This window comes from Enterobacter sp. 22452, assembly GCF_052045065.1.
GTDB classification, from domain to species: domain Bacteria; phylum Pseudomonadota; class Gammaproteobacteria; order Enterobacterales; family Enterobacteriaceae; genus Enterobacter; species Enterobacter mori.
Map to the genome: position 1 here is coordinate 95702 of NZ_JBQEOB010000004.1, position 26750 is coordinate 122451.

Here is a 26750-nt window from a genome sequence, read left to right on the forward strand (position 1 = left end):
ACCGTAGGCCGGGTAAGCGAAGCGCCACCCGGCTAAAAAGATCGCCACACTCAGACCATTCCTGACAGTCTTCCATATTTCCTCCATTTTTCCGCTGTGTTAGCTGACTAAACTAGTATCATTCCCCGAAGTGTTTCAGGATGAGAACGTATAACGATGAAAGGCAGTAACAAATCCCGCTGGGCAATCGCCGCTGGCGTCATTGTGGTGGTCCTTGCCGCCGCCTGGTACTGGCACAGCCAATCCGCTAACGCCCCGGTACCCGCCGGTGCCAGGAGCGCGTCGCAGGACCCAGCCGCCGGAGGCCGTCGCGGTATGCGCGGCGGTGCGCTGGCACCGGTACAGGCGGCAACGGCGGTGAACAAGGCCGTTCCTCGCTATCTTACCGGCCTCGGGACCATTACCGCCGCCAACACCGTGACGGTGCGCAGCCGCGTCGACGGTCAGCTTCAGGCCATTCACTTCCAGGAAGGGCAGCAGGTCAAAGCCGGTGATTTACTGGCGGAAATCGACCCGAGCCAGTTCAAGGTTGCCCTCGCCCAGGCGCAGGGCCAGCTCGCGAAAGACAAAGCCACCCTCGCCAACGCTCGCCGCGATTTAGCGCGCTACCAGCAGCTGGTGAAAACCAACCTCGTGTCACGTCAGGAGCTGGACACCCAGCAGTCGCTGGTCAGCGAAACGCAGGGCACCATCAAAGCCGACGAAGCCGCCGTCGCCAGCGCACAGCTGCAGCTGGACTGGAGCCGCATTACCGCGCCGATTGACGGACGCGTGGGCCTGAAACAGGTCGATATCGGCAACCAGATCTCCAGCGGCGACACCACGGGCATCGTAGTCATCACCCAGACTCACCCTATCGATTTGGTCTTTACCCTGCCGGAAAGCGAAATTGCCACCGTGGTGCAGGCGCAAAAAGCCGGAAAGGGGCTGATGGTGGAAGCCTGGGACCGCACCAACAAGCAGAAGCTGAGCGAAGGTACTCTGCTCAGCCTGGATAACCAGATCGACACCACCACCGGCACCATCAAGCTGAAGGCGCGCTTTAACAACCAGGACGATGCCCTCTTCCCGAACCAGTTCGTCAATGCGCGAATGCTGGTCGCGACCGAAGAGAACGCGGTGGTGATCCCAACGGCTGCGCTGCAGATGGGTAACGAAGGTAACTTCGTCTGGGTACTGAACAGCGACAATAAAGTCAGTAAACATCTGGTGAAAACCGGGATTCAGGACAGCCAGATGGTGGTGATCGCCGCCGGGCTTTCCGCTGGCGACCGTGTGGTGACAGACGGCATCGACCGCCTGACCGAAGGTGCAAAAGTGGAAGTGGTTGAACCGGCGAAACAGGGAGCGAAAGCCTGATGCAGGTGATGCCACCAGGCTCTACAGGTGGGCCTTCACGCCTGTTTATTTTGCGCCCTGTCGCCACCACGCTGTTGATGGTAGCGATCCTGCTGGCCGGGATTATCGGCTACCGATTCTTGCCCGTGTCGGCGCTGCCGGAAGTGGATTATCCAACCATTCAGGTGGTAACGCTCTATCCGGGTGCCAGCCCGGACGTGGTGACGTCCGCCATTACCGCACCGCTGGAGCGCCAGTTTGGGCAGATGTCTGGCCTGAAGCAGATGTCCTCGCAAAGCTCCGGTGGGGCATCCGTCGTGACGCTGCAGTTCCAGCTGACGCTCTCGCTGGACGTCGCCGAGCAGGAGGTACAGGCCGCCATCAACGCCGCCACCAACCTGCTGCCGTCTGACCTGCCTAACCCGCCGGTCTACAGCAAGGTGAACCCGGCGGATCCGCCGATCATGACGCTCGCCGTCACCTCCTCCGCCATGCCGATGACGCAGGTGGAAGACATGGTTGAAACACGCGTGGCGCAGAAAATTTCGCAGGTCTCGGGCGTGGGCCTCGTTACGCTGGCAGGCGGCCAGCGCCCGGCCGTTCGCGTGAAGCTGAACGCGCAGGCCATTGCCGCGCTGGGCCTGACCAGCGAAACCATCCGCACTGCCATCAGCAATGCTAACGTCAACTCGGCGAAAGGCTCGCTGGACGGCCCAACCCGCGCCGTGACGCTTTCCGCCAACGACCAGATGCAGTCTGCCGATGAATACCGTCAGCTCATTGTGGCCTACCAGAACGGTGCGCCGATCCGTCTGGGCGACGTGGCGACAGTTGAGCAAGGGGCGGAAAACAGCTGGCTGGGGGCGTGGGCCAACAAGCAGCAGGCGATCGTGATGAACGTGCAGCGCCAGCCTGGCGCGAACATCATCGACACCGCCGACAGCATTCGCACCATGCTGCCGCAGCTGATCGAAAGCCTGCCGAAATCGGTCAGCGTGAAGGTCCTTTCCGACCGCACCACCAACATTCGCGCGTCGGTTACCGACACCCAGTTTGAGCTAATGCTGGCGATTGCGCTGGTCGTCATGATCATCTACCTGTTCCTGCGCAACGTCCCGGCAACCATTATCCCTGCCGTCGCCGTGCCGCTCTCGCTGGTCGGCACCTTTGCGGTGATGGTGTTCCTCGATTTTTCGATCAACAACCTGACGCTGATGGCGCTCACTATCGCCACCGGGTTCGTGGTGGATGACGCCATCGTCGTTATCGAGAACATTTCGCGCTACATCGAAAAAGGTGAGAAGCCCTTAGCCGCCGCGCTGAAGGGCGCGGGCGAAATCGGCTTTACCATCATCTCGCTGACCTTCTCGCTGATTGCGGTGCTGATCCCGCTGCTGTTTATGGGCGATATCGTCGGACGTCTGTTCCGCGAGTTTGCCGTGACGCTGGCGGTCGCCATTTTGATCTCCGCCGTGGTCTCGCTGACCCTGACGCCGATGATGTGCGCCCGCATGCTGAGCCACGAGTCCCTGCGCAAACAAAACCGCTTCTCGCGCGCCTCCGAGCGCATGTTCGAGCGGATTATTGCCGCCTACGGTCGCGTGCTGGCGAAAGTCCTGAACCATCCGTGGGCAACGCTCGGCGTGGCGCTGGGTACCCTGGCGCTCAGCGTGATGCTGTGGATTTTCATTCCGAAAGGCTTCTTCCCGATCCAGGACAACGGCATTATTCAGGGCACGCTTCAGGCCCCGCAGTCGGTCTCGTTCGCCAATATGGCGCAACGCCAGCAGCAGGTCTCTGAAATCATTATGAAGGACCCGGCGGTGGAGAGCCTGACCGCCTACGTGGGGGTGGATGGTACCAACCCGTCGCTCAACAGCGCGCGCCTGCAGATCAACCTCAAGCCGCTGGACGACCGCGACGACCGCGTTAACGCCGTCATTGAGCGTCTGCAAAACGCCGTCGCGCGGGTGCCGGGCATTGAGCTTTACCTGCAGCCCATTCAGGATTTAACCATTGATACCCAGGTCAGCCGCACGCAGTATCAGTTCACGCTACAGGCCACGACGCTGGATGCCCTCAGTACCTGGGTGCCACAACTGGTGGAAAAACTGAAAGCGCTGCCGCAGCTCTCCGACGTCAGCAGCGACTGGCAGGATAAAGGGCTGGCGGCGTACGTGAACGTCAACCGCGACACCGCCAGCCGTCTGGGCATTACCATGGCGGACGTGGACAACGCGCTCTATAACGCCTTTGGTCAACGCCTGATTTCCACCATCTACACCCAGGCGAACCAGTATCGCGTGGTGCTTGAGCACAACACGGATAACACGCCGGGCCTCGCCGCGCTGGACTCGGTGCGCCTGACCAGCAAAGACGGCGGGATCGTGCCGTTAAGCGCCATTGCCAGCGTGGAGGAGCGTTATACCCCGCTGGCGATCAACCACCTGGATCAGTTCCCGTCCACCACCATTTCCTTTAACGTGCCGGACGGATACTCGCTGGGCGAAGCGGTAGAGTCCATTCTGAGCGCCGAAAAAGAACTCAGCTTCCCGTCCGATATTCAGACCCAGTTCCAGGGGAGCACGCTGGCGTTCCAGGCCGCGCTGGGCAACACCGTCTGGCTGATTGTCGCCGCGGTGGTCGCGATGTACATCGTCCTCGGCGTGCTTTATGAGAGCTTTATTCACCCGATCACCATCCTCTCTACCCTGCCGACCGCAGGCGTCGGAGCACTGCTGGCACTGATGCTGGCGGGCAGCGAGCTGGACGTCATTGCCATCATCGGCATTATCCTGCTTATCGGTATTGTGAAGAAAAACGCCATCATGATGATCGACTTCGCCCTTGCCGCCGAGCGCGAGCAGGGGATGTCGCCGCGCGATGCCATCTTCCAGGCCTGTCTGCTGCGTTTTCGTCCGATCCTGATGACGACCCTCGCCGCCCTGCTGGGCGCGCTGCCGCTGATGCTCAGCACCGGCGTCGGTGCTGAGCTGCGCCGCCCGCTGGGGATCGGCATGGTTGGCGGTCTGCTGGTCAGCCAGGTGCTGACGCTCTTTACCACGCCGGTGATTTACCTGCTGTTTGACCGTCTGGCGCTGTGGACCAAAAGCCGCTTCCCGAAACGTGAAGAGGAGGCGTAAGTGAAGTTTTTCGCCCTCTTCATTTACCGTCCGGTGGCGACGATTTTACTTTCCGTCGCCATCACCCTATGCGGCGCGCTCGGCTTCCGGCTGCTGCCGGTGGCCCCGCTGCCGCAGGTGGATTTCCCGGTGATCATGGTCAGCGCCTCGCTGCCCGGCGCGTCGCCGGAAACCATGGCCTCGTCGGTCGCCACGCCGCTGGAGCGTTCGCTCGGACGCATTGCAGGGGTCAACGAGATGACCTCCAGCAGCTCGCTGGGCAGCACGCGCATTATTCTGGAATTCAGCTTCGACCGGGATATTAACGGTGCCGCCCGCGACGTGCAGGCGGCGATCAACGCCGCACAAAGCCTGCTTCCGAGCGGTATGCCGAGCCGACCGACCTATCGTAAAGCCAACCCGTCCGACGCGCCGATCATGATCCTGACGCTCACCTCGGACACCTACTCGCAGGGTCAACTGTACGACTTCGCCTCTACACAGCTGGCGCAGACCATCGCTCAGATTGACGGCGTGGGTGACGTTGACGTCGGCGGCAGCTCCCTGCCCGCCGTGCGCGTGGGGCTGAATCCGCAGGCGCTGTTTAATCAGGGCGTGTCGCTGGACGACGTGCGTTCCGCCATCAGCAACGCCAACGTGCGCAAACCGCAGGGGGCGATTGAGGACGGCAGCCACCGCTGGCAGCTCCAGACCAATGACGAGCTGAAAACCGCCGCGGAATACCAGCCGCTGATTATTCACTACAACAACGGCGCGGCGGTGCGCTTAAGCGACGTTGCCAGCGTCACCGATTCGGTGCAGGACGTGCGTAACGCCGGGATGACCAACGCCAAACCGGCGATCCTGCTGATGATCCGCAAGCTGCCGGAAGCCAACATCATCCAGACGGTCAATAGCATCCGCGAGCGCTTGCCGGAGCTGCAGGAGACCATTCCGGCGGCCATCGATCTGCAGATTGCACAGGATCGTTCCCCGACCATTCGCGCCTCGCTTGAAGAGGTGGAGCAGACGCTGATCATCTCCGTGGCGCTGGTGATCCTGGTGGTGTTCCTGTTCCTGCGCTCAGGCCGCGCGACGCTGATCCCGGCGGTGGCGGTGCCGGTATCGCTGATTGGCACCTTTGCCGCCATGTACCTGTGCGGCTTTAGCCTTAACAACCTGTCGCTGATGGCGCTGACGATTGCCACCGGCTTCGTGGTGGATGACGCCATCGTGGTGCTGGAGAATATCTCCCGCCATCTTGAAGCGGGCGTGAAGCCGCTGCAGGCGGCGCTGCAAGGGACGCGCGAGGTCGGTTTTACCGTGCTCTCCATGAGCCTGTCGCTGGTGGCGGTGTTCCTGCCGCTGCTGCTGATGGGCGGGCTGCCGGGCAGATTACTGCGCGAGTTTGCCGTCACGCTCTCCGTGGCGATAGGTATCTCGCTGGTTATCTCGCTCACGCTCACGCCAATGATGTGCGGCTGGATGCTCAAACGCAGCAAGCCGCACACCCAGCCGCGCCGTAAAGGCTTTGGTCGTGTCCTGATGGCGATGCAGGAAGGCTACGGAACATCGCTGAAGTGGGTGCTAAACCATACGCGGCTGGTCGGGCTGGTGCTTATCGCCACCATTGGCCTGAACGTCTGGATGTATATCACCATCCCGAAAACCTTCTTCCCGGAGCAGGATACCGGCGTGCTGATGGGCGGTATTCAGGCCGACCAGAGCATTTCGTTCCAGGCAATGCGCGGCAAGCTGCAGGACTTTATGAAGATCATTCGTGAAGACCCGGCGGTAGATAACGTCACCGGCTTTACCGGCGGGTCGCGCGTCAACAGCGGGATGATGTTTATTACCCTCAAGCCCCGCGACGAGCGAAATCTGACAGCGCAACAGGTGATTGACCGCCTGCGCGTGAAGCTCGCCAAAGAGCCTGGCGCGAACCTGTTTTTGATGGCCGTTCAGGATATCCGCGTCGGCGGTCGTCAGGCCAATGCCAGCTATCAGTACACCCTGCTCTCGGATGATTTAGCCGCCCTGCGCGAGTGGGAGCCGAAGATCCGTAAAGCGCTGGCCGCCCTGCCGGCGCTGGCCGACGTGAACTCGGATCAGCAGGACAACGGCGCGGAGATGGCGCTCACCTACGACCGCGAAACCATGTCGCGGCTGGGCATTGACGTGGCAGCGGCTAACAGCCTGCTGAACAACGCTTTTGGTCAGCGCGAGATTTCTACCATCTATCAGCCGATGAACCAGTACAAGGTGGTGATGGAGGTTGACCCGCGCTACACCCAGGACATCAGCGCGCTGGACAAGATGTTTGTCATCAACAGCGACGGCAAGGCCATCCCACTGTCGTACTTCGCCAGCTGGCAGCCGTCGAATGCGCCGCTGTCGGTTAACCATCAGGGCCTTTCGGCCGCCTCGACCATTTCGTTTAACCTGCCAACCGGCTCGTCGCTCTCAGAGGCCAGCGATGCCATCAATCGCGCCATGACGCAGCTTGGCGTGCCATCTACCGTGCGCGGCAGCTTTGCCGGCACGGCGCAGGTGTTCCAGGAAACGATGAACTCGCAGGTGATTTTGATTCTGGCGGCGATTGCTACGGTTTATATTGTGCTGGGCGTGCTGTATGAGAGCTACGTTCACCCGCTGACCATTCTCTCGACGCTACCGTCGGCGGGCGTGGGGGCGCTGCTGGCGCTGGAATTGTTCGGTGCCCCGTTCAGCCTCATCGCGCTCATCGGGATTATGCTGTTAATCGGCATTGTGAAGAAAAACGCCATTATGATGGTCGACTTCGCGCTGGACGCCCAGCGCAACGGCAATCTGACGCCGGAAGAGGCGATCTTCCAGGCCTGTCTGCTGCGTTTCCGCCCGATCATGATGACCACCCTGGCGGCGCTGTTTGGCGCGCTGCCGCTGGTGATATCGGGTGGAGACGGTTCTGAACTGCGTCAGCCGCTGGGGATCACCATCGTCGGCGGGCTGGTAATGAGCCAGCTGCTGACGCTGTACACCACGCCGGTGGTCTATCTGTTCTTTGACCGCCTGCGGCTGCGCTTTTCACGTAAAAAGAGAACCACGGTGACCGAGTAAATGACCGACCTCCCCAACAACGTTCGCTGGCAGCTGTGGATAGTCGCGTTCGGCTTCTTTATGCAGTCGCTGGATACGACCATCGTTAATACGGCCCTCCCCTCAATGGCGAAAAGCCTGGGAGAGAGCCCGCTGCACATGCATATGGTGATTGTCTCCTACGTGCTGACGGTAGCGGTCATGCTGCCTGCCAGCGGCTGGCTGGCGGACAAAGTGGGCGTGCGCAATATCTTTTTTACTGCCATCGTGCTGTTTACCACCGGATCGCTGTTTTGCGCCCAGGCCAACACCCTCGACCAGCTGGTGATGGCGCGGGTGCTGCAGGGCGTCGGTGGCGCGATGATGGTGCCGGTCGGGCGGCTAACGGTGATGAAGATTGTGCCGCGCGAGCAGTATATGGCGGCGATGACCTTTGTGACGTTACCCGGTCAGGTGGGGCCGCTGCTGGGCCCGGCGCTGGGCGGGATTCTGGTGGAGTACGCCTCCTGGCACTGGATTTTCTTAATCAACCTGCCGGTGGGCATCATCGGCGCCATCGCCACCCTGACGCTGATGCCGAACTACAAAATGCAGACGCGACGCTTTGATTTCTTCGGCTTTATCCTGCTGGCGGCGGGCATGGCCACGCTCACGCTGGCGCTCGACGGGCAAAAGGGGCTGGGTATTTCGCCCATGACGCTGGGGATGCTGGTCGTTATCGGCATCACCGCCATTCTGTGGTATCTGTGGCATGCTCGCGAGAATGACAAGGCGCTGTTCAGCCTGAATCTGTTTAAAAACCCCACCTACCGTCTTGGTCTGTTCGGCAGCTTCGCCGGGCGTATTGGCAGCGGGATGCTGCCGTTTATGACGCCCGTATTCCTGCAAATTGGCATGGGTTTCTCACCGTTTCACGCGGGTCTGATGATGATCCCGATGGTGCTCGGCAGCATGGGGATGAAGCGTATCGTGGTGCAGGTGGTGAACCGCTTTGGCTACCGCCACGTGCTGGTCGCCGCCACGCTGGGGCTGGCGCTGGTAAGCCTGCTGTTTATGGCCGTGGCGCTGATGGGCTGGTATTACGTCCTGCCGCTGGTGCTGTTTTGCCAGGGGATCATCAACTCCATGCGCTTCTCGTCGATGAACACCCTGACGCTGAAAGACCTGCCGGACGAGCTGGCGAGCAGCGGCAACAGCCTGCTGTCGATGGTCATGCAGCTTTCCATGAGCGTTGGCGTGACCATTGCGGGCTTGATGCTCGGCATGTACGGGCAGCACCATCTCAGCGTGGACACGCCCGTTGCGCATCAGGTCTTTTTATACACCTATCTCAGCATGGCGGTGATTATCGCCCTGCCCGCCGTCATCTTCGCCAGAGTCCCGAATGACACCACAAAGAACGTCGTGATCCGACGCGGCAAAAGGAGTGCACCATGAAATTCTGGCGTCCGGGTATTACCGGCAAACTGTTTGTGGCGATTTTTGCCACCTGTATCGTCCTGCTGATCACCATGCACTGGGCGGTGCGGGTCAGCTTTGAGCGCGGGTTTATTGACTACATCAAGCACGGCAACGAACAGCGCCTGCAGGGGTTAAGCGATGCGCTGGGCGAGCAGTATACGCAGCATGGCAACTGGCGGTTCCTGCGCAATAATGACCGATTTATCTTCCAGATCCTGCGCTCGCTGGAGCACGATAATGACGACGACCGCCCGGGTCCGGGCATGCCGCCGCACGGCTGGCGCACCCAGTTTTGGGTGATAGACCAGGACATGCGCACGCTGGTTGGGCCGCGCGCACCGATACCGCCGGACGGCACGCGGCGCGCCATCACCGCTAACGGCGCCACGGTGGGCTGGGTGATCGCCTCGCCGGTGGAACGCCTGACGCGCAATACCGATATTAACTTTGACCGCCAGCAGCGTCAGACCAGCTGGCTGATTGTCGCCCTGTCGACGCTGCTCGCCGCGCTCGCCACGTTCCCGCTGGCGCGCGGTTTGCTCGCCCCGGTGAAACGGCTGGTAGAGGGCACGCACAGGCTGGCCGCCGGGGACTTTACCACCCGCGTCGACACCCGCAGTCAGGACGAACTGGGCAAGCTGGCGCAGGACTTTAACCAGCTCGCCAGCACGCTGGAGAAGAACCAACAGATGCGCCGCGACTTTATGGCCGATATTTCCCACGAGCTGCGCACCCCGCTGGCGGTGCTGCGCGGCGAGCTGGAGGCGATTCAGGACGGCGTGCGTCAGTTTACGCCCGAATCCGTGGCCTCGCTGCAGGCGGAAGTGGGTACGCTGACCAAGCTGGTGGACGACCTGCACCAGCTCTCCATGTCCGACGAAGGCGCGCTCGCCTACCAGAAAGCGCCGGTCGACGTGATTAACATTCTGGAAGTGATCAGCGGCGCCTTCCGCGAGCGCTTTGCCAGCCGCAACCTGAAAATCGACCTCTCCCTGCCGGACAGCGCGGTGGTGTTTGGCGATAAAGACAGGCTGATGCAGCTGTTCAATAACCTGCTGGAAAACAGCCTGCGCTACACCGACAGCGGCGGCGGGCTGCATATTTCCGGCAGGCAGGAAAACGGACGCTTCGCCCTCACCTTCGCGGATTCCGCCCCCGGCGTGCAGGATGCGCAGCTGGAGAGACTGTTTGAGCGGTTTTATCGCACTGAAGGATCGCGCAACCGCGCCAGCGGCGGCTCCGGGCTGGGGCTGGCGATTTGCGTCAACATCGTCGAAGCCCACAACGGCACCCTCCGCGCCGCCCATTCGCCTTTTGGCGGGGTTAGCATTACAGTAGAGTTACCTCTGGAACGGGATTTATCGAGAGAAGCATGACCGAGTTACCGATTGACGAAAACACGCCACGCATTTTGATTGTGGAAGACGAGCCTAAGCTTGGGCAGTTACTGATCGACTATTTACGCGCGGCAAGCTATGCCCCGTCGCTGATTAACCATGGCGATCGGGTGTTACCCTACGTACGCCAGACGCCGCCGGACCTGATCCTGCTTGACCTGATGCTGCCGGGTACTGACGGCCTGACCCTGTGCCGCGAAATTCGTCGTTTCTCCGACGTGCCCATCGTGATGGTGACCGCCAAAATAGAAGAAATCGACCGCCTGCTGGGACTTGAAATAGGCGCAGACGATTATATCTGCAAACCCTACAGCCCGCGTGAAGTGGTCGCCCGCGTGAAAACCATTCTGCGCCGCTGCAAGCCGCAGCGCGAGCTTCAGGTGCTCGACGCCGAAAGCCCGCTGATTGTCGACGAAAGCCGCTTCCAGGCAAGCTGGCGCAGCAAACTGCTGGACCTGACGCCTGCGGAGTTCCGCCTGCTGAAAACCCTCTCCCACGAGCCGGGAAAAGTGTTCTCCCGCGAACAGCTGCTGAACCACCTGTATGACGATTACCGCGTCGTGACCGACCGCACCATCGACAGCCATATTAAAAACCTGCGCCGCAAGCTGGAGGCGCTGGATGCCGACCAGTCGTTCATTCGCGCGGTGTATGGCGTGGGGTATCGCTGGGAAGCGGATGCCTGCAGGATTGTGTAACATATCCCCTCTGAAACCCGCCTCTGGCGGGTTTTTCTTTTCTGGAATCAATCCATGAATCAACCATACTCTTTTTACCGGTTCGCTTATTTATAACTGGTGCTGATAATTTTACCTTCGATAAAGGAGTACCTATGTCTGGTTGGTTCGAATTAAATAAAAGCAGCGATGGTCAGTTCAGGTTTGTGCTGAAAGCTGGCAACGGTGAGATCATTCTTACCAGCGAGCTTTATACCAGCAAAAGTGCGGCTGAAAACGGCATTGCTTCCGTACGCACAAACAGCCCACTGGACGAGCGCTTTGAAAAGAAAACGGCCTCGAACGGTAAGTTCCATTTCAATCTAAAGGCGAGCAACCATCAGGTGATTGGCAGCAGCCAGCTTTATGCAACGGAACAATCGCGTGATAAGGGCATAGCCTCGGTCAAAACCAACGGGTCTACCCAGACGGTAAAAGACAACACCTGACGGCACGAAGCACGCCGGGAGCGCGGTGACGCGACCCGGCGCTTTACCTCCCTGCCCCACAGCGCTACAATGCCCGCCCTTAAAGTGAGGGATCTCCCCTTACCGCTGCACCAGGTGCACGCGGATCTGACCTGTCATCAGAACGAGAACAATCATGTTTAAACCGGAACTCCTTTCCCCGGCGGGAACGCTGCAAAATATGCGTTACGCTTTCGCCTATGGTGCCGATGCGGTGTACGCGGGCCAGCCGCGCTACTCGCTGCGCGTGCGCAACAACGAATTCAACCACGAGAACCTGCAGCTCGGTATCAACGAAGCGCATGCCCTGGGCAAAAAATTCTACGTGGTGGTGAACATCGCGCCGCACAACGCCAAGCTGAAAACGTTCATCCGCGATCTGAAGCCGGTCGTGGAGATGGGGCCGGACGCGCTGATCATGTCGGATCCGGGTTTAATCATGCTGGTTCGGGAGCACTTCCCGGAGATGGATATTCACCTCTCCGTGCAGGCCAACGCCGTCAACTGGGCGACGGTGAAGTTCTGGAAGCAGATGGGGCTAACCCGCGTCATTCTGTCTCGCGAGCTTTCCCTCGAAGAGATTGAAGAGATCCGCACCCAGGTGCCGGATATGGAAATCGAGATTTTCGTCCACGGTGCGCTGTGCATGGCCTACTCCGGCCGCTGCCTGCTGTCTGGCTATATCAACAAGCGCGACCCGAACCAGGGCACCTGCACCAACGCCTGCCGCTGGGAATATAACGTCCAGGAAGGCAAAGAGGATGACATCGGCAACATCGTGCACAAGCACGAGCCGATCCCGGTGACCAACGTTGAGCCAACGCTGGGCGTCGGCGCGCCAACCGACAGCGTGTTTATGATTGAAGAAGCCAAGCGTCCGGGCGAGTACATGACCGCCTTTGAAGACGAGCACGGCACCTACATCATGAACTCCAAAGACCTGCGCGCCATCGCGCACGTCGAGCGTCTGACCCAGATGGGCGTGCACTCCCTGAAAATCGAAGGCCGCACCAAGTCCTACTACTACTGCGCACGTACCGCGCAGGTGTACCGCAAAGCCATCGACGATGCTGCCGCCGGTAAACCGTTCGATACCAGCCTGCTGGAAACGCTTGAAGGCCTGGCGCATCGCGGTTATACCGAAGGCTTCCTGCGTCGTCACACGCATGACGACTACCAGAACTACGAGCACGGCTACTCCATTTCTGAACGCCAGCAGTTTGTCGGCGATTTCACCGGCGAACGCAAAGGCGCGCTGGCGGCGGTAGCGGTAAAAAACAAATTCACCAAAGGCGACAGCCTGGAGCTCATGACCCCGCAGGGGAATATGAACTTCCGCCTGGAGCATCTGGAAAACAAAAAAGGCGAAGCGATCGAGGTTGCCCCGGGCGACGGTCACGTCGTCTGGCTACCGGTCCCTGAAGAAGTGGAGCTGGAGTTTGCGCTGCTGATGCGCAATTTCGAGGGTGAAAACACCCGTAATCCGCACAGCAAATAGTCAATCAACGGGATTTTTTCGCGCTGGGATAATTCTTAGAAACGGATCACATACCGCTTCGTTCAATACGGGTATTATCCCCAGCGCTGAAAAACATAACCCATAAATGCTAGCTGTACCAGGAACCACCTCCTTAGCCTGCGTAATCTCCCTTACGCGGGCTTATTTTTTGCCTTCTCTTTCTTCAATCCAGGCGATAAGTTCGGCGATTTGCTCCTCTGAAAACACCGCGATGCCATGTTCTGCGAGCAGCGATGCCGCAACCCCCATGCCCGTCTTGCGTATACCGCCAAAAGAACCGTCATAAATAACCTGGCTGCCGCACGTTGGGCTGCCGTCAGTTAACAACGCGGCGCTACAGCCCGATTCCAGAGCGGTACGCAGCGCGAGCCAGGCTGCAAGCTGGTATTGCTCAGTCACATCCAGCCCTGTATTTTCGATTATCCTGGCTTGCCCATGCATCACGTCTTTACCGTCAGCAGAGATAATCTCTGCCGGTGGACGGGGTACAGGCAATCCGGCAGCAAGCTCAGGACAGTGGATAACCAAACGTTCTTCCTGTTGCCAACGAGCGAGTTGCTCGTTCATTCGGGATTTTTCACTACCGTTATAACGGACTTTGAAGCCCATCAAACATGCGCTTACCAGAATTTTATTTATCATCGCTTTTCTGTGATTACATTCATCTCATCGCCGAATTGTAACGCGCTTTCTTGCCTTTTTTGTCCCTTTCATCCTGTTCTTACCCGCTTTTTTCCTCTCTGCTATACACTCTAACTAACGCTAAAAAAGGGAGCAGCGCGGATGGCAACCTATCCAGACAGTTTATTGATTCTCAACGGCAAAAGTGCGGGCAACGATGTGCTTCGCCAGGCCATTACCGAATTACGGGAAGACGGTGCGCACATTCACGTGCGGGTGACGTTTGAAAAAGGCGACGCGGCACGGTACATCGATGAAGGCATCCGGCTGGGCGTCAAAACCATTATATCCGGCGGCGGAGATGGCACCATCAATGAGATCGCCTCCGCGCTTATCGACCTGTCGACGACAGACCGCCCGGTGATGGGGATTTTGCCGCTTGGCACGGCTAATGATTTTGCCACCAGTGCCGGGATACCGGAGGACTTAGCGAAAGCGCTGCAGCTGGCAATCCTGGGTAAAGCGACCGCCGTAGACATTGCGCAGGTGAATGATAAAACCTGCTTTATCAATATGGCAACGGGCGGCTTCGGTACGCGCATTACCAGCGAAACGCCGGAAAAGCTAAAGGCGGCGCTGGGCGGCGTGTCATACCTGATCCATGGCCTGATGCGCATGGACACGCTGAAGCCCGACAGCTGTGAAATCCACGGTGAGAACTTCCACTGGCAGGGCGACGCCCTGGTGATTGGCATCGGCAACGGGCGTCAGGCGGGCGGCGGGCAGCAGCTTTGCCCGGAAGCGTTGATTAACGACGGCCAGCTCCAGCTGCGCATTTTCACCGGAGACGGCCTGCTGCCTGCGCTGTTCACCACGCTGACGCAGCCAGAGGAAAGCCCAAACATTATTGCCGGGAAATCCGCGTGGTTTGAAGTGAATGCCCCACACGGGATGACCTTTAACCTCGACGGGGAACCGCTGAGCGGGACGCGGTTCCGCATTGAGGTGTTGCCCGGTGCGCTGCAGTGCCGTTTGCCGCCGGACTGCGCACTTTTGCGCTGAGGTTTTGTCGGGTGGCGGCTAAAAACCGCACAACCCTAATACACCGCCACCTCTCGCGCCATCTCGCGGGAATACTGCTGGCTGGCATTGACCAGCATCCGCGTATAGTCGGTTTTGGCCTGTCCTGCCACCAGCGCGTCGACGGTCAGGCTTTCGAGGATTTTGCCGTACTGCATCACCGCCACCTTCTGGCACAGGTGGGCAATCACGCCCAGATCGTGCGTCACCATCAGGTAGGTCAAATTTGACTCACGCTGAAGCTCCGCCAGCAGGTTGAGGATCTCCGCCTGCACGGAGACGTCCAGCGCCGAGGTCGGCTCATCCAGCAGCAGCACCTGCGGCTCCAGAATCAGCGCTCTGGCAATCGCCACGCGCTGACGCTGGCCGCCGGAAAGCTGGTGCGGATAGCGGTCGCGAAAGGCCCGGTTTAGCCCGACCTTATCCAGCAACGTATGAATACGTCTGTCACGGTCTTTTATGCCGTGGATCTGCAGCGGCTCCTCCAGAATATCCCCGATGGTGTGGCGCGGATGCAGCGAGCCGTACGGGTCCTGAAACACCATCTGCACCCGACGACAGCGTTCCTGACTGATACGCTTTTCCAGCGGCCTGCCGTCAATCGCCAGCTCACCGTCCCAGTGGGTAAACAGCCCGGCCAGACATTTCAGCACCGTGGTTTTGCCCGAACCGGACTCCCCCACCAGGCCATAAATCTCGCCCGCCTTCACGCTGATATTCACATCGTCCAGCACCTGATTGCGCTTCTCGCCCTCGCCAAACGCCAGGTTGAGGTGGTTTATGTCGATCATCTCTGCTCCTTACTCGGTGAGCCAGCTGGCCTGACGCTGTAATACCGGCAGCGTCGGACGGCGATGGTTGATTTCCGGCAGCGCGCTGATTAAACCCTGCGTGTACGGATGCTTCGCGTTGTGCAGATCCTTCGCGGCAATCGACTCCACCACGCGCCCGGCGTACATCACCAGCACCCGGTCGCAGAAGCTGCGCACCAGGTTGATGTCGTGACTGATAAAGATCAGCCCGAGCCCGCGGGACTGCACCAGATCGTCGAGCAGGCCGAGCACCTGTAAACGCACCGACACGTCCAGCGCCGAGGTCGGTTCGTCGGCAATCACCAGCTCCGGGTCGGTGATCAGCATCATCGCGATCATGATGCGCTGCCCCTGCCCGCCGGAAATCTCGTGCGGATAGAGGTGATACACGCGCTCCGGCTGGCGAATGCGCACCACGTCAAGCATCTCCAGCACTTTGGCTTTCGCTTCCGCTTTACGTCCCGGATGGTGCGTCAGCCAGGCTTCCGCGATCTGATCGCCCACGCACACCACCGGGTTCAGCGAGTATTTCGGGTCCTGCATGATCATCGAGATACGCTTGCCGCGAATGCTGCGCATCTGCGCCTCGCTGACGGCCTGCAAATCAACCTCGCCAAACTGCATGCGCGCGGCGCTGATTTGCGCTTTTGCCGGGTGCAGCCGCAGCAGCGCCCGCCCGACGGTGGATTTGCCGGAACCGGATTCGCCGACAATCGCCAGCTTCTCGCGCCCGAGCTGGAAAGAGACGCCGCGCACCGCATGGGTCACCGCGCCGCCGTTGATGAAATCGACGTGGAGATCGCGCACGTCGAGCAAGGGGTTATTCGCTGCGAGGATCGAGGATGTCACGTAGGCCATCTCCTAAGAAGTTGAACGCCAGGCTGTTAATCAGGATCGCCAGTCCCGGAATAGTCACTACCCACCAGCACTCCATCATGTAGGTGCGACCGCTGGAGATCATCGCCCCCCACTCCGGCTCCGGCGGCTGTGCGCCAAGGCCGAGAAAGCCCAGCCCGGCCGCGGTGAGGATGATCCCCGCCATGTTCATGGTGATACGGATAATCACCGACGGCAGGCACAGCGGCACGATGTGGCGCCACAGCACGCGCACCGATGACGCCCCCTGCAAACGCACGGCGGAGATAAAATCGGCCTGACGCAGGGAGAGCGTTTCGGCACGCGCCAGACGGGCTATCGGCGGCCAGGCGGTAAGCGTAATGGCAATGACGACGTGCTCCAGCCCCGGCCCCAGCGCCGCCACAAACGCCAGCGCCAGCACCAGGCTCGGGAAGGAGATAAAGATATCGGTCACGCGCATCAGCACGGCATCCACCTTGCCGCCGAAATAACCTGCGGTCACCCCCAGCAGCAGCCCCAGCGGGCCGACGGTCACGGAGACCAGCAGCACGATATAGAGCGTGATGCGCGAGCCGTACACCAGGCGGCTGAAGATGTCGCGGCCAAACTCGTCGGTGCCAAACCAGTGCTGCGCGTTCGGGGCGACCAGCGCGTTATTAAGGTCCTGTACCAGCGGATTGTATGGCGCGATCAGCGGCGCAAAGGCCGCCACAATTAGCAGCAGCAGGATAATCCCGCCGCCGATGGCGGTGAGCGGGTTGCGCGCCATCTTGCCGACAAAACCGGCGGCGCGGCCCAGCGTACGCTTGATACGCTGGCGGCGTTCGGACGGCCCCGCCCCCAGCGGCGTATCCAGAGAAACGGTCATGATTTCGTCCTCGGGTCAAAGAGTTGATACAGCATGTCGGAGAGCAGGTTGAGCATTACGAAGATAACCCCCACCAGCAGCACGCAGCCCATGACCGCGTTCATGTCCCCGAGCAGCAGGCTGCCGGTGAGATACGAGCCGAAGCCCGGCCAGGAGAAGACGGTCTCAATCAGCACCGCCCCTTCCAGCAGCGAGCCGTAGGCCAGCGCCACCACCGTCAGCAGCTGTACGAGGATATTGCGAAACGCGTGATTCCAGATCACCTGACGTTCGGTTAAGCCTTTTACTCGCGCGGTGATGATGAACTCCTGCGACAGCTGCGCCAGCATAAAGCTGCGGGTCATGCGGCTGATGTAGGCCAGCGAGTGGAAGCCGAGCAGCGAGGCCGGTAAAACCAGATGGTTAACGGCGTTCCAGAACACCGCGCCGTTCCCGGCCAGCAGCGCATCCACCGTCATAAGTCCGGTGCGACGTGGAACCAGACCCTCCAGTCCGAGATCCAGACGTCCCGCGCCCCCCACCCAGCCAAGCCAGGCGTAGAACAGCAGCAGCCCCATCATCCCGACCCAGAAAATGGGCGTGGAGTAACCCGCGAGGCTGATGATGCGCACCACGTAGTCGGAAACGCTGTTGCGACGCGCCGCCGCAAGCACCCCAAGCGGGATGCCTAAGCCCGCGCCGACGATTATCGCCATCGTCGCCAGCTCAAGCGTCGCCGGGAAAACGCGCAGGATATCGGCGGTCACCGGTTTGCCCGTCAGCAGCGCGTTGCCCAGATCGCCGTGCAGAAGGTTACTGAGGTAAATGCCGAACTGCGTCAGCAGAGATTTATCGAACCCCAACTGGTGATAGACCTGCTGGTAGGTGCTGTGGTCGGCATCCGGGCCAACAATCGCCAGCACCGGGTCGACGGGCATAACGCGGCCAATGAAAAAGGTCAACAGCAGCAGGCCGAACAGCGTTACCAGCACCTGCGTGAGCCGCTTTGAGAAGCGCCGGGTCCGGGAGCCGGGCGCGAGGATCGCCACGCTCATTTTTCACCTCCGGTTTTGTAGACGTCGCGCAGGAAGGTCGTGGCCGACGGGTGCGACTGAAAGTTCTTCACCTCGTTACGCACCACCACCGAATCCACCATCTGCGACAGGGGGATCATCGCCGGGATCAGCGCGTCGTAGCGCACCTGGATCTGCTGGTAGTCGGCGACCTGTTTCTTCGGATCGCGCTCCAGCAGGGCCTTGTCGATCATCTCGTTGAGCGGCTTATCGTAAAAACTGGTGCGCCAGCCCTGAAAATTGGTCAGCCGGGCGTCGTCACTGTTGTCCGGGTTATAGACCAGCGCGCGCAGGCTGGAGTGCGGATGTGGCTCTACCCCGCTGCCCCCGCGCCCGACCAGCATGTCGAACCTGCGCTCGCGCATTGCGCCGTAAATTTGGTTCCCGGTTCCGGTGATGATTTTGGCGTTAATCCCCGCCTGCATCAGCGTTGACTGCACCGCAATGGCAATGTTCAGGAACGGCTGATCCGCCAGCACCCTCAGGGTCGTATCAAATCCGTCCGGATAACCCGCCTCTGCCAGCAGCTTTTTGGCACGAGGGATATCGAGCTTATACCCCGGGTCCGGCAGCGTTGATGGCATACCCGCCTTGATGGGGCGCTGGTGCAGCACACCGTAGCCCGGCATGAGCGCTTTATTGATGCCCTGATAGTCAATCAGGTAGCGCACCGCTTCGCGCACCTTCGGGTTAGCGAAATGGGCCTCCTTCATGCTCATCGCCACGTAGTAGACCGTGCCTTTTTGCACGGCTTCCACGGTGAGCTGGGGGTCTTTACGCAGGGCGTTGATGTCCGCCACCGCCATATTGTTGGCAATGTCGAGGTCACCCTTTTCAATCATCAGGCGCAGGGTTTGCGACTCCTGGAAATGGCGCAGCACCACGCGGCTCATCTTCGGCGCGTCGCGCCAGTAGTGCGGGTTACGCTGCATGCGCAGCACGTCCTTCGCCTGCCAGGTCTCCAGCATAAACGGGCCGGAACCGGCTTCGTTGGTGGTCAGCCAGCGGTTGCCCCAGTCGTTGTTGACCGCGTGCTGCTGCACCGTTTTGCTGTCGAGCACGCCGAGGTTGCCGAGCGCGCCAAGGGAGTAAATCACCAGCTGCGGGTCGTTGGCCTTTGGCAGGACAATCTGCACCGTGTTCGCATCGGGTGCGCTGATGTGGCTATCGATGTTTTTCTTTGAAAATCCGTAGGATTTCCACACCGACGCCTGCGCAAGGTTGAGGTGCAGCAGGCGGCGCATCGACCAGACCACGTCCTCCGCCGTGAGCGGGTTGCCGGAGTGAAACTTCACGTCATCGCGCAGATGGAAGGTCAGAGTTTGACGGTCCGGCGAAATATCCCATGACTTTGCCAGCGCGGGCCTGACGTTGGTGAGTTCGTTCGGATCCAGCTCCACCAGCGAATCATAGAGATTGACCACAATGCCAACCACTTCGTTACCGGTCATTGCCGCCGGGTCGAGGGTCAGGAGGTTGTTCATATTCATGCCGATGATGAGCTGGTCGGGCGGCGTTTTTGCGACTGCCGCACCGCTCCCCATCATCAGCGAGAGCGCGAGCAAGCACGCCCCGGCTAAAGGAGATCGTTTCATGTATATATCGCCTGTAGGGTACGTTTTTATCTGTCAGTCGTGGCTGACGGTATTGGCTTCGATATATGCAAAATTAATGTCTTCGCCCAGTCCCGGGCGGGTCGGCAGGCTGACCATGCCGTGCTCGTCCATCGGGTCGACCAGGCTGTTGAGGTACGCCGCCGGTTTGTCGTAGTCGAGGAACGGGTGCAGCAGGCCGCGCTCGTACCAACGGCAGTTTTTGATGGCACCAATCACCGCCAGACTCGCCGCGCCGTTGCCGTGTACTTCGCAGTCCATCCCGAAGGCTTCCGCCAGGTTCGCCACCTTCAGCGTTGGAGAGATGCCGCCCACGCCGTTGGCGCCCGCGCGCAGGATGTCGCACGCCTCGGCTTTGATCCAGTCCGCGCGGCTGTGGTGTTTTCCGCCCAGGCTTTCCGGGCCGATAATCGGGATCGACAGGTTTTCCGCCAGCCAGGCGTAGGAAGCCATGCTCTCCTCCTCCATCGGCTCTTCGAACCAGGCGAAGTTGAGTTTTTCCAGCTCCTTGCCGATGTACAGCGCCTCGGTGCGGCTGTACCAGTGGTAGCCGTCGATCATGAGATCGATATCCGGGCCAACCGCTTCACGCACGGCGGCGCAGGCTTTGACGTCCATCTTCGGGTTGGGGGCAAAGGAGACCGGCGGCATCCAGGTATGCAGCTTGATGGCCTTGTACCCGCGCGACACCAGCGTCTCGGCAAAGCTGGCGTACTCTTCCGGCGTGGATAAGCCACCCGGCAGATCGTCACCGCACATGGTGCTGCCGTAGGCCGGGACCTTGTCGCGATAGCCGCCCAGCAGTTTCCAGACCGGCATGTTGAGCTTGCGGCCAATCAGATCCCAAAGCGCCTGTTCAACGAAGCCCAGCGCGCGCTCGGTCAGCTGATGCGCGCTACCGCGCTGCCAGTGCGCCAGATCCTGCCAGATGCGCTCACGGTTGAACGCGTCCTGGCCGACCAGCACCTTGCGAAAGAAGGTGTTGACCACAAAGGGGCGCACCACCTCCGGCGGCGCGAAGGAATACCCTTTGGTGCCATCGTCTGCCGTAATAGAAAGCATCGCCATTTTAGCCATGCTCTCAGGCCCCGGATGCGAATGCCCGGCAGCGTCGGAAACCCGACGCGTCGGGTACTGGAAGACGGTGACGTTTACAGATTCAATTTTCATTATCAGTCCTTAAGACGACAGAGGTTCAGCGCGATTCGAATTTTGAAAAGCTGTTTCGAAACTAACTTTAAGCGCAAAATTCGTCCGCTGCCTTAGACAGATTCCGCTAAGCACTGACCTTTTTTTGTGCATATGCACGGGAAGGAGTGATAGTTTTCACAAAAGGAAGGGGAAGTGTGAGGTGGATCGGGAGAAATAAAATGCGGTATTTATTGCCCCTCACCCCGACCCTCTCCCCAAAGGGGCGAGGGGGAAAAGATCGCACCGTGCGGTCCCCTCTCCCCTGTGGGGAGAGGGTTAGGGTGAGGGGAAATGCTTAAGCAATCGTCACTTTACTGTCCAGATAGACGTCCTGAACCGCATTAATCAGCTTCACGCCGTCGGCCATGGTTTTCTTAAACGCCTTACGGCCAAGGATCAGCCCCATGCCGCCCGCGCGTTTGTTGATCACCGCCGTACGCACCGCGTCTGACAGGTCAGTATCACCGCCTGCCGCGCCGCCTGAGTTAATCAGCCCTGCACGGCCCATATAGCAGTTCGCCAGCTGGTAGCGCACCAGGTCGATCGGGTTGTCGCTGGTCAGCTTGCTGTAAACGCGGTCATCGGTGTAGCCGAAGTTCACCGCCTTATAGCCGCCGTTATTTTCGGCCATTTTCTGCTTCACGATATCCGCGCCGATGGTCGCCGCCAGATGGTTCGCCTGGCCGGTCAGATCGGCGGACACGTGGTAGTCCACGCCGTCTTTCTTGAACGCGTTGTTTCGCAGATAAGCCCATAGCACCGTCACCATGCCCAGCTCGTGCGCGCGCTCGAATGCAGCGGAGATCTCTTCAATCTGACGACGAGACTGCTCGGAGCCAAAGTAAATGGTCGCTCCCACTGCCACCGCCCCCATATTGAACGCCTGCTCCACGCTGGCGTACAGGGTTTGGTCATATTCCGTTGGGTAGCTCAGGGTTTCGTTATGGTTCAGTTTGACGAGGAACGGAATGCGGTGGGCATAGCGACGCGAGACGGAGGCCAGCACGCCGTAGGTCGATGCCACGCAGTTACAGCCCGCCTCAATCGCCAGTTCGACAATGTTCTTCGGATCGAAATAGAGCGGATTCGCCGCGAAGGAGGCACCAGCAGAGTGCTCAACGCCCTGGTCTACCGGCAGAATGGAGAGATACCCGGTGCCGCCCAGTCGCCCGGTGTTATAGAGCGTCTGCATGTTTCGCAGCACGGCAGGCGGACGGTTGTTGTCCACCATCACGCGGTCCACGTAGTCGTGCCCGGGCAGGTAGAGCTGGTCAGCTGGAATGGTCATACAACGATGCTGTAAGAGGCTGTCGGCGTCTTTGCCAAGCAACTGCGCAATATCAGTCATAGTGATGCTCCCGTAAGTCCGACGTCGAGTCGGAGCGTGTGATCCAAACCCACATTTTGCAGGCAGACTAAGCCTGGTACCGACTTAACAGATTTTCCACCGTCTGCAACTTTTTTAAGCACAATCTGCTGGCTCGTTTCATGTACAACAATTTTGTTACACTGATCAAACATTCACCTCAAAGGTATTTAAAAGGTATTATTAAGTGGTATGTTAAAGGCGTACCCTCACTGACATGCAGGATTAAAAAATGAAAACGAAAGTCCAACTGTCATTCATGATGTTTGTTGAATGGTTTATCTGGGGCGCCTGGTTTGTGCCGCTGTGGCTGTGGCTGAGCAAAAGCGGTTTTACCGCCGGGGAAATCGGCTGGTCTTATGCCTGTACCGCGATTGCCGCAATCCTTTCACCGATTCTGGTCGGCTCGCTGACGGACCGCTTCTTCGCCGCCCAGAAAGTGCTGGCGGTGCTGATGTTCGCCGGTGCAATTCTGATGTACTTCGCCGCACAGCAAACCCAGTTCAGCACCTTCTTCCCACTGCTGCTGGCCTACTCCCTGACCTATATGCCGACCATCGCGCTGACCAACAGCATTGCCTTTGCCAACGTGGATGACGTCGAGGCAGACTTTCCGCGCATCCGCGTGATGGGCACTATCGGCTGGATCGCCTCAGGCCTGGCGTGCGGGTTCCTGCCGCAGATGATGGGCTATAGCGACATTTCCGATACCAATATCCCGCTGCTGATGACCGCAGCCAGCTCCGCCCTGCTCGGCGTCTTTGCCCTGTTCCTGCCGAATACGCCGCCGAAGAGCACCGGCAAGCTGGACTTTAAGGTGATGCTGGGGCTGGACGCGCTGATCCTGCTGCGCGACAGAAACTTCCTGGTGTTCTTCTTCTGCTCGTTCCTGTTCGCCATGCCGCTGGCCTTCTACTACATTTTCGCCAACGGCTATCTCACCGAAGTCGGCATGAAAAACGCCACCGGCTGGATGACGCTGGGCCAGTTCTCCGAAATCTTCTTTATGCTGGCGCTGCCGTTCTTTACCAAACGCTTTGGTATTAAGAAGGTCTTGCTGCTGGGGCTTATTACCGCTGCCATCCGCTACGGCTTCTTTGTTTACGGCGGTGCGGAACAGTACTTCACCTACGCCCTGCTGTTCCTCGGCATTTTGTTGCACGGCGTAAGCTACGACTTCTATTACGTGACCGCGTACATCTACGTGGACAAAAAAGCGCCAGCGCACATGCGCACCGCGGCGCAGGGCTTGATTACGCTGTGCTGTCAGGGCTTTGGTAGCCTGCTGGGTTACCGCCTGGGCGGCGTGATGATGGAAAAAATGTTCGCTTACAAAGAGCCGGTGAATGGGCTGACCTTCAACTGGGCCGGAATGTGGACATTTGGTGCAATCATGATTGCCGTGATTGCCGTGCTGTTTATGCTGTTTTTCCGCGAATCGGATAAAGAGATCACCGCAATTGAGGTGGTTGATGGCGATACCGCGCTGACACAAGGGGAAGTTAAATGAAACAAGAACGTGTTCTCGGTGCCCTTTACGGGCAGGCGTTAGGGGATGCGATGGGCATGCCGTCGGAACTGTGGCCGAGAAAGCGCGTCAAGGCGCACTTCGGCTGGATCGACCGTTTCTTACCCGGCCCGGCGGAGAATAACGCGGCCTGCTATTTCAACCAGGCCGAGTTCACCGACGATACCTCGATGGCGCTCTGTCTGGCGGATGCGATTATCGAGTGCGACGGGCAGATTAACGCGGACGTTATCGGCAAGCATATTCTTCGCTGGGCGCTGGATTTCGACGCGTTTAATAAGAACGTGCTCGGCCCCACCTCGAAAATTGCCCTCAACGCCATTCGCGACGGCAAGCCGGTGAGCGAACTGGAAAACAACGGCGTGACCAACGGGGCGGCGATGCGCGCCTCTCCGCTGGGCTGCCTGCTCCCGGCCACGCGTCTGGAGCATTTTGTTGAGCAGGTGGCGCTGGCCTCCAGCCCGACCCATAAATCCGATCTCGCCATTGCCGGTGCGGTGGTGATTGCCTGGTCGATTTCCCGCGCCGTCGACGGCGAAAGCTGGCAGAACATCGTTGATGCCCTGCCGGGGATCGCCCGCTTTGCGCAGGAGGCGAAAACCACCACCTTCAGCGCGTCACTCGCGGCACGTATTGAACTCGCGCTGAAAACCGTACGAGAAGCCAACGGGATTGAGTCCGCCAGCGAGCAGGTGTATCAGCTCGTGGGTGCCGGAACCAGCACCCTCGAATCCGTTCCGGCGGCCATTGCGATGGTCGAACTGGCGGGAACCGACCCAAACCGCTGCGCCATTTTATGCGCCAACCTGGGCGGCGATACCGACACCATTGGCGCAATGGCCACAGCAATCTGCGGCGCATTGCACGGCGTGCAGGCCATTGACCCGACGCTGAAGGCCGAACTCGACGCCGTTAACCAGCTCGATTTTGGTCACTACTGCGAAAAACTCCTGCACTATCGGGAGCAACGGGAGGGCATATGACTTCTTTGGCTCAGCGCCTTGAAACCTTGCACGCCACGCGCCCGGTGACGGTGCTTGGCGCGGCGGTGATAGACGTCATCGCCGACGCTTACGCCCTGCCCTGGCGCGGGTGCGATATCGAGCTTAAACAGCAGGGCGTCAATATCGGTGGCTGCGCGCTCAATATCGCCATCGCCCTGAAACGGCTCGGCATTGCGGCGCAAAATGCCCTGCCCGTCGGCCACGGTGTGTGGGCGGATATTATTCGCAACGCCATGGCGAAGCAGGATCTGCACAGCGCGGTGGAAGCCGATACGGGCGATAACGGCTGGTGTCTGGCGCTGGTGGAGCCAGACGGCGAGCGCACCTTTATGTCCTTTAGCGGCGTGGAGAACCAGTGGCAGCAGCGCTGGCTGGATGCGCTTCACGTTCCGCAATACAGCCTGGTCTATTTATCCGGCTATCAGCTGGCCTCGCCGTGCGGTGAGCTGCTGACGCGCTGGCTGGAGGGGTTGCAGGACGTGACGGCATTTATCGATTTCGGTCCCCGCATCGCGGATATCCCCGACGCCCTGATGGCGCGGATTATGGCCTGCAGACCAATTGTGTCGCTCAATCGCCAGGAGGCGGAGCTTGCCGCAGAAAGACTGGGTGTTGAAGTGGAAACCCTCGGCACGCAGTGGCAGCAGCGTTTCGGTGCCGCGCTGATTGTGCGCCATGATAAAGACGGTGCCGCGTGGTATGACGGTGACGTCTCGGGCGTCGTTTCGGCATTTCCGGCTACGGTTGTGGATACCATTGGCGCAGGCGACAGCCACGCGGGCGGCACGCTTGCCGGGCTGGCGGCGGGATGGTCGCTGGCAGAGGCCGTTCTGCTGGGGAATGCCGTGGCGTCCTGGGTGGTCAGCCATCGCGGCGGCGATTGCGCACCGACTCGCGACGAATTACTCCTCGCACACAAAGACGTATAGATCGCTGCGGCAGTAGCTGATGCTGTACTCAATCGGCCGGTGCTGTTGGTCAAGCGCAACCTGCTTGATCACCAGCACCGGTATTTTTTCGTCCATCTTAATGTGCGCCTGAAATTCGCTGTCCGGCATACGGGCGCTCACGCGCGAACGGGTGCGCTGCGGGAAAATATTCTGGCTGCGGAAGTAATCGTACAGCGAGACGCCAATCGCATCGGGGTCGTGGATAAATCCCGTCGGCACCCAGGACTCCTCAATCGAGACGGCGTCATCGTCAACGTAGCGAATACGCTTGAGCAGGAAAACCTCGCTCTCGGGGGGAATTGAAAGATGGTTCGCCACCTCTTCGGGACACTTCACCACCCGCTTGTTGACCCACAGCGTATTGGGTTTTTGACCGCGCAGGACCACCTGTTGAGAGAACCCGCGCGCCTCTTTCAGCGAATACTCGAAGATGTTATTGATTTGCGTGCCATAGCCACGGGAGCGCGTGACCACGCCCTCTTCCTCCAGCGCCTGCATCGCTTTACGCACGGTAATGCGCGACACGCCGGTTAACTGGCTCAGATCGCGCTCGCCGGGCAAAATATTCCCGTGCTCCAGCATGCCGCTTCGCACCGCATTTTTTACCGTTTCGGCAAATTTCAGGTACAGCGGCGTGTTGTCCGGCGCGGCGATCCGTTCATTCAGTTGAGCGATTAACCGTGTATGCGCTTGTTCCATCTCTGTTTTC

21 protein-coding genes are annotated in these 26750 nt (G+C 59.7%); 12 read left to right on the forward strand and 9 right to left on the reverse strand.

Translation table 11 applies throughout. The annotated features are described in order from the left end of the window. The first annotated feature begins 156 nt into the window (after window positions 1–156). The 8 genes from ACTJJA_RS13090 (at window position 157) to trhP (ending at window position 13077) form a co-directional block, all read left to right on the forward strand. A complete protein-coding gene (locus ACTJJA_RS13090; protein ID WP_440668379.1) occupies window positions 157–1359 on the forward strand; it encodes an MdtA/MuxA family multidrug efflux RND transporter periplasmic adaptor subunit in 1203 nt (400 codons plus the stop codon). Then, window positions 1359–4481 (forward strand): MdtB/MuxB family multidrug efflux RND transporter permease subunit, encoded by a 3123-nt coding sequence (locus tag ACTJJA_RS13095; protein WP_440668381.1) that lies wholly within the window; start codon window positions 1359–1361, stop codon window positions 4479–4481. Before ACTJJA_RS13090 ends, ACTJJA_RS13095 begins: the two co-directional genes overlap by 1 nt. Further along, on the forward strand, window positions 4482–7559 hold the full coding sequence (gene mdtC, locus ACTJJA_RS13100) for a multidrug efflux RND transporter permease subunit MdtC (protein ID WP_440668383.1): 3078 nt from the start codon (window positions 4482–4484) through the stop codon (window positions 7557–7559). Beyond that, window positions 7560–8975: an MFS transporter gene (locus tag ACTJJA_RS13105; protein WP_440668385.1), complete on the forward strand. Its 1416-nt coding sequence runs from the start codon at window positions 7560–7562 to the stop codon at window positions 8973–8975. It begins immediately after the preceding gene. After that, window positions 8972–10375 carry a two-component system sensor histidine kinase BaeS gene (baeS, locus tag ACTJJA_RS13110; protein WP_089599856.1) on the forward strand — a complete coding sequence of 468 codons (1404 nt, stop codon included), beginning with the start codon at window positions 8972–8974 and terminating at the stop codon, window positions 10373–10375. Before ACTJJA_RS13105 ends, baeS begins: the two co-directional genes overlap by 4 nt. Continuing rightward, window positions 10372–11094, forward strand: a complete 723-nt coding sequence (baeR, locus tag ACTJJA_RS13115) for a two-component system response regulator BaeR (protein ID WP_010433713.1) — start codon at window positions 10372–10374, stop codon at window positions 11092–11094. Before baeS ends, baeR begins: the two co-directional genes overlap by 4 nt. Window positions 11095–11228: 134 nt before the next feature. After that, a complete protein-coding gene (locus ACTJJA_RS13120; RefSeq protein ID WP_440668388.1) occupies window positions 11229–11561 on the forward strand; it encodes a YegP family protein in 333 nt (110 codons plus the stop codon). 154 nt (window positions 11562–11715) lie between these two features. Beyond that, window positions 11716–13077: a prephenate-dependent tRNA uridine(34) hydroxylase TrhP gene (trhP, locus tag ACTJJA_RS13125; RefSeq protein ID WP_440668390.1), complete on the forward strand. Its 1362-nt coding sequence runs from the start codon at window positions 11716–11718 to the stop codon at window positions 13075–13077. Between the two features lie 162 nt (window positions 13078–13239). Here trhP and ACTJJA_RS13130 read toward each other — a convergent pair whose 3' ends face one another. Next, window positions 13240–13740, reverse strand: a complete 501-nt coding sequence (locus ACTJJA_RS13130) for a DUF523 domain-containing protein (protein WP_440668392.1) — start codon at window positions 13738–13740, stop codon at window positions 13240–13242. A gap of 141 nt (window positions 13741–13881) precedes the next feature. On the opposite strand from ACTJJA_RS13130, the gene yegS reads away from it, so the two are divergent. Further along, window positions 13882–14781, forward strand: coding sequence for a lipid kinase YegS (gene yegS / locus ACTJJA_RS13135; RefSeq protein ID WP_440668394.1), 900 nt, complete (start codon window positions 13882–13884; stop codon window positions 14779–14781). A gap of 35 nt (window positions 14782–14816) precedes the next feature. Here yegS and ACTJJA_RS13140 read toward each other — a convergent pair whose 3' ends face one another. From ACTJJA_RS13140 to fbaB, 7 genes are all read right to left on the reverse strand, one after another. Continuing rightward, window positions 14817–15590 carry an ABC transporter ATP-binding protein gene (locus ACTJJA_RS13140; protein WP_440668396.1) on the reverse strand — a complete coding sequence of 258 codons (774 nt, stop codon included), beginning with the start codon at window positions 15588–15590 and terminating at the stop codon, window positions 14817–14819. Between the two features lie 9 nt (window positions 15591–15599). Further along, a complete protein-coding gene (locus ACTJJA_RS13145; RefSeq protein WP_214597953.1) occupies window positions 15600–16460 on the reverse strand; it encodes an ABC transporter ATP-binding protein in 861 nt (286 codons plus the stop codon). Next, window positions 16432–17337, reverse strand: coding sequence for an ABC transporter permease (locus ACTJJA_RS13150; RefSeq protein ID WP_420985453.1), 906 nt, complete (start codon window positions 17335–17337; stop codon window positions 16432–16434). Before ACTJJA_RS13150 ends, ACTJJA_RS13145 begins: the two co-directional genes overlap by 29 nt. Continuing rightward, on the reverse strand, window positions 17334–18371 hold the full coding sequence (locus ACTJJA_RS13155; protein ID WP_237844376.1) for an ABC transporter permease: 1038 nt from the start codon (window positions 18369–18371) through the stop codon (window positions 17334–17336). The genes ACTJJA_RS13150 and ACTJJA_RS13155 overlap by 4 nt, the downstream gene beginning before the upstream one ends. Further along, window positions 18368–19984 (reverse strand): ABC transporter substrate-binding protein, encoded by a 1617-nt coding sequence (locus ACTJJA_RS13160; protein WP_440668399.1) that lies wholly within the window; start codon window positions 19982–19984, stop codon window positions 18368–18370. Before ACTJJA_RS13160 ends, ACTJJA_RS13155 begins: the two co-directional genes overlap by 4 nt. 33 nt (window positions 19985–20017) lie before the next feature. Then, window positions 20018–21172, reverse strand: coding sequence for a mandelate racemase family protein (locus ACTJJA_RS13165; protein ID WP_440668401.1), 1155 nt, complete (start codon window positions 21170–21172; stop codon window positions 20018–20020). A gap of 316 nt (window positions 21173–21488) precedes the next feature. Then, window positions 21489–22541, reverse strand: a complete 1053-nt coding sequence (gene fbaB, locus ACTJJA_RS13170) for a class I fructose-bisphosphate aldolase (RefSeq protein ID WP_010433688.1) — start codon at window positions 22539–22541, stop codon at window positions 21489–21491. Between the two features lie 250 nt (window positions 22542–22791). Between fbaB and ACTJJA_RS13175 the strand changes: the two genes are divergently transcribed. Genes ACTJJA_RS13175 through ACTJJA_RS13185 form a run of 3 tightly spaced genes read left to right on the forward strand, consistent with a single transcriptional unit; the run spans window position 22792 to window position 26020 of the window. Beyond that, the gene (locus ACTJJA_RS13175; protein ID WP_089599315.1) at window positions 22792–24069 is read left to right on the forward strand and encodes a nucleoside permease; all 1278 of its coding nucleotides are present in this window, start codon (window positions 22792–22794) and stop codon (window positions 24067–24069) included. Further along, complete coding sequence (locus ACTJJA_RS13180) at window positions 24066–25070, forward strand: ADP-ribosylglycohydrolase family protein (protein ID WP_421510743.1); 1005 nt, start codon at window positions 24066–24068, stop codon at window positions 25068–25070. Before ACTJJA_RS13175 ends, ACTJJA_RS13180 begins: the two co-directional genes overlap by 4 nt. After that, complete coding sequence (locus ACTJJA_RS13185; RefSeq protein WP_440668404.1) at window positions 25067–26020, forward strand: PfkB family carbohydrate kinase; 954 nt, start codon at window positions 25067–25069, stop codon at window positions 26018–26020. The genes ACTJJA_RS13180 and ACTJJA_RS13185 overlap by 4 nt, the downstream gene beginning before the upstream one ends. Here ACTJJA_RS13185 and ACTJJA_RS13190 read toward each other — a convergent pair. Further along, window positions 25994–26740 carry a GntR family transcriptional regulator gene (locus ACTJJA_RS13190; protein WP_010433675.1) on the reverse strand — a complete coding sequence of 249 codons (747 nt, stop codon included), beginning with the start codon at window positions 26738–26740 and terminating at the stop codon, window positions 25994–25996. The two genes, ACTJJA_RS13185 and ACTJJA_RS13190, sit on opposite strands and share 27 nt — an antisense overlap. Window positions 26741–26750 lie beyond the last annotated feature (10 nt).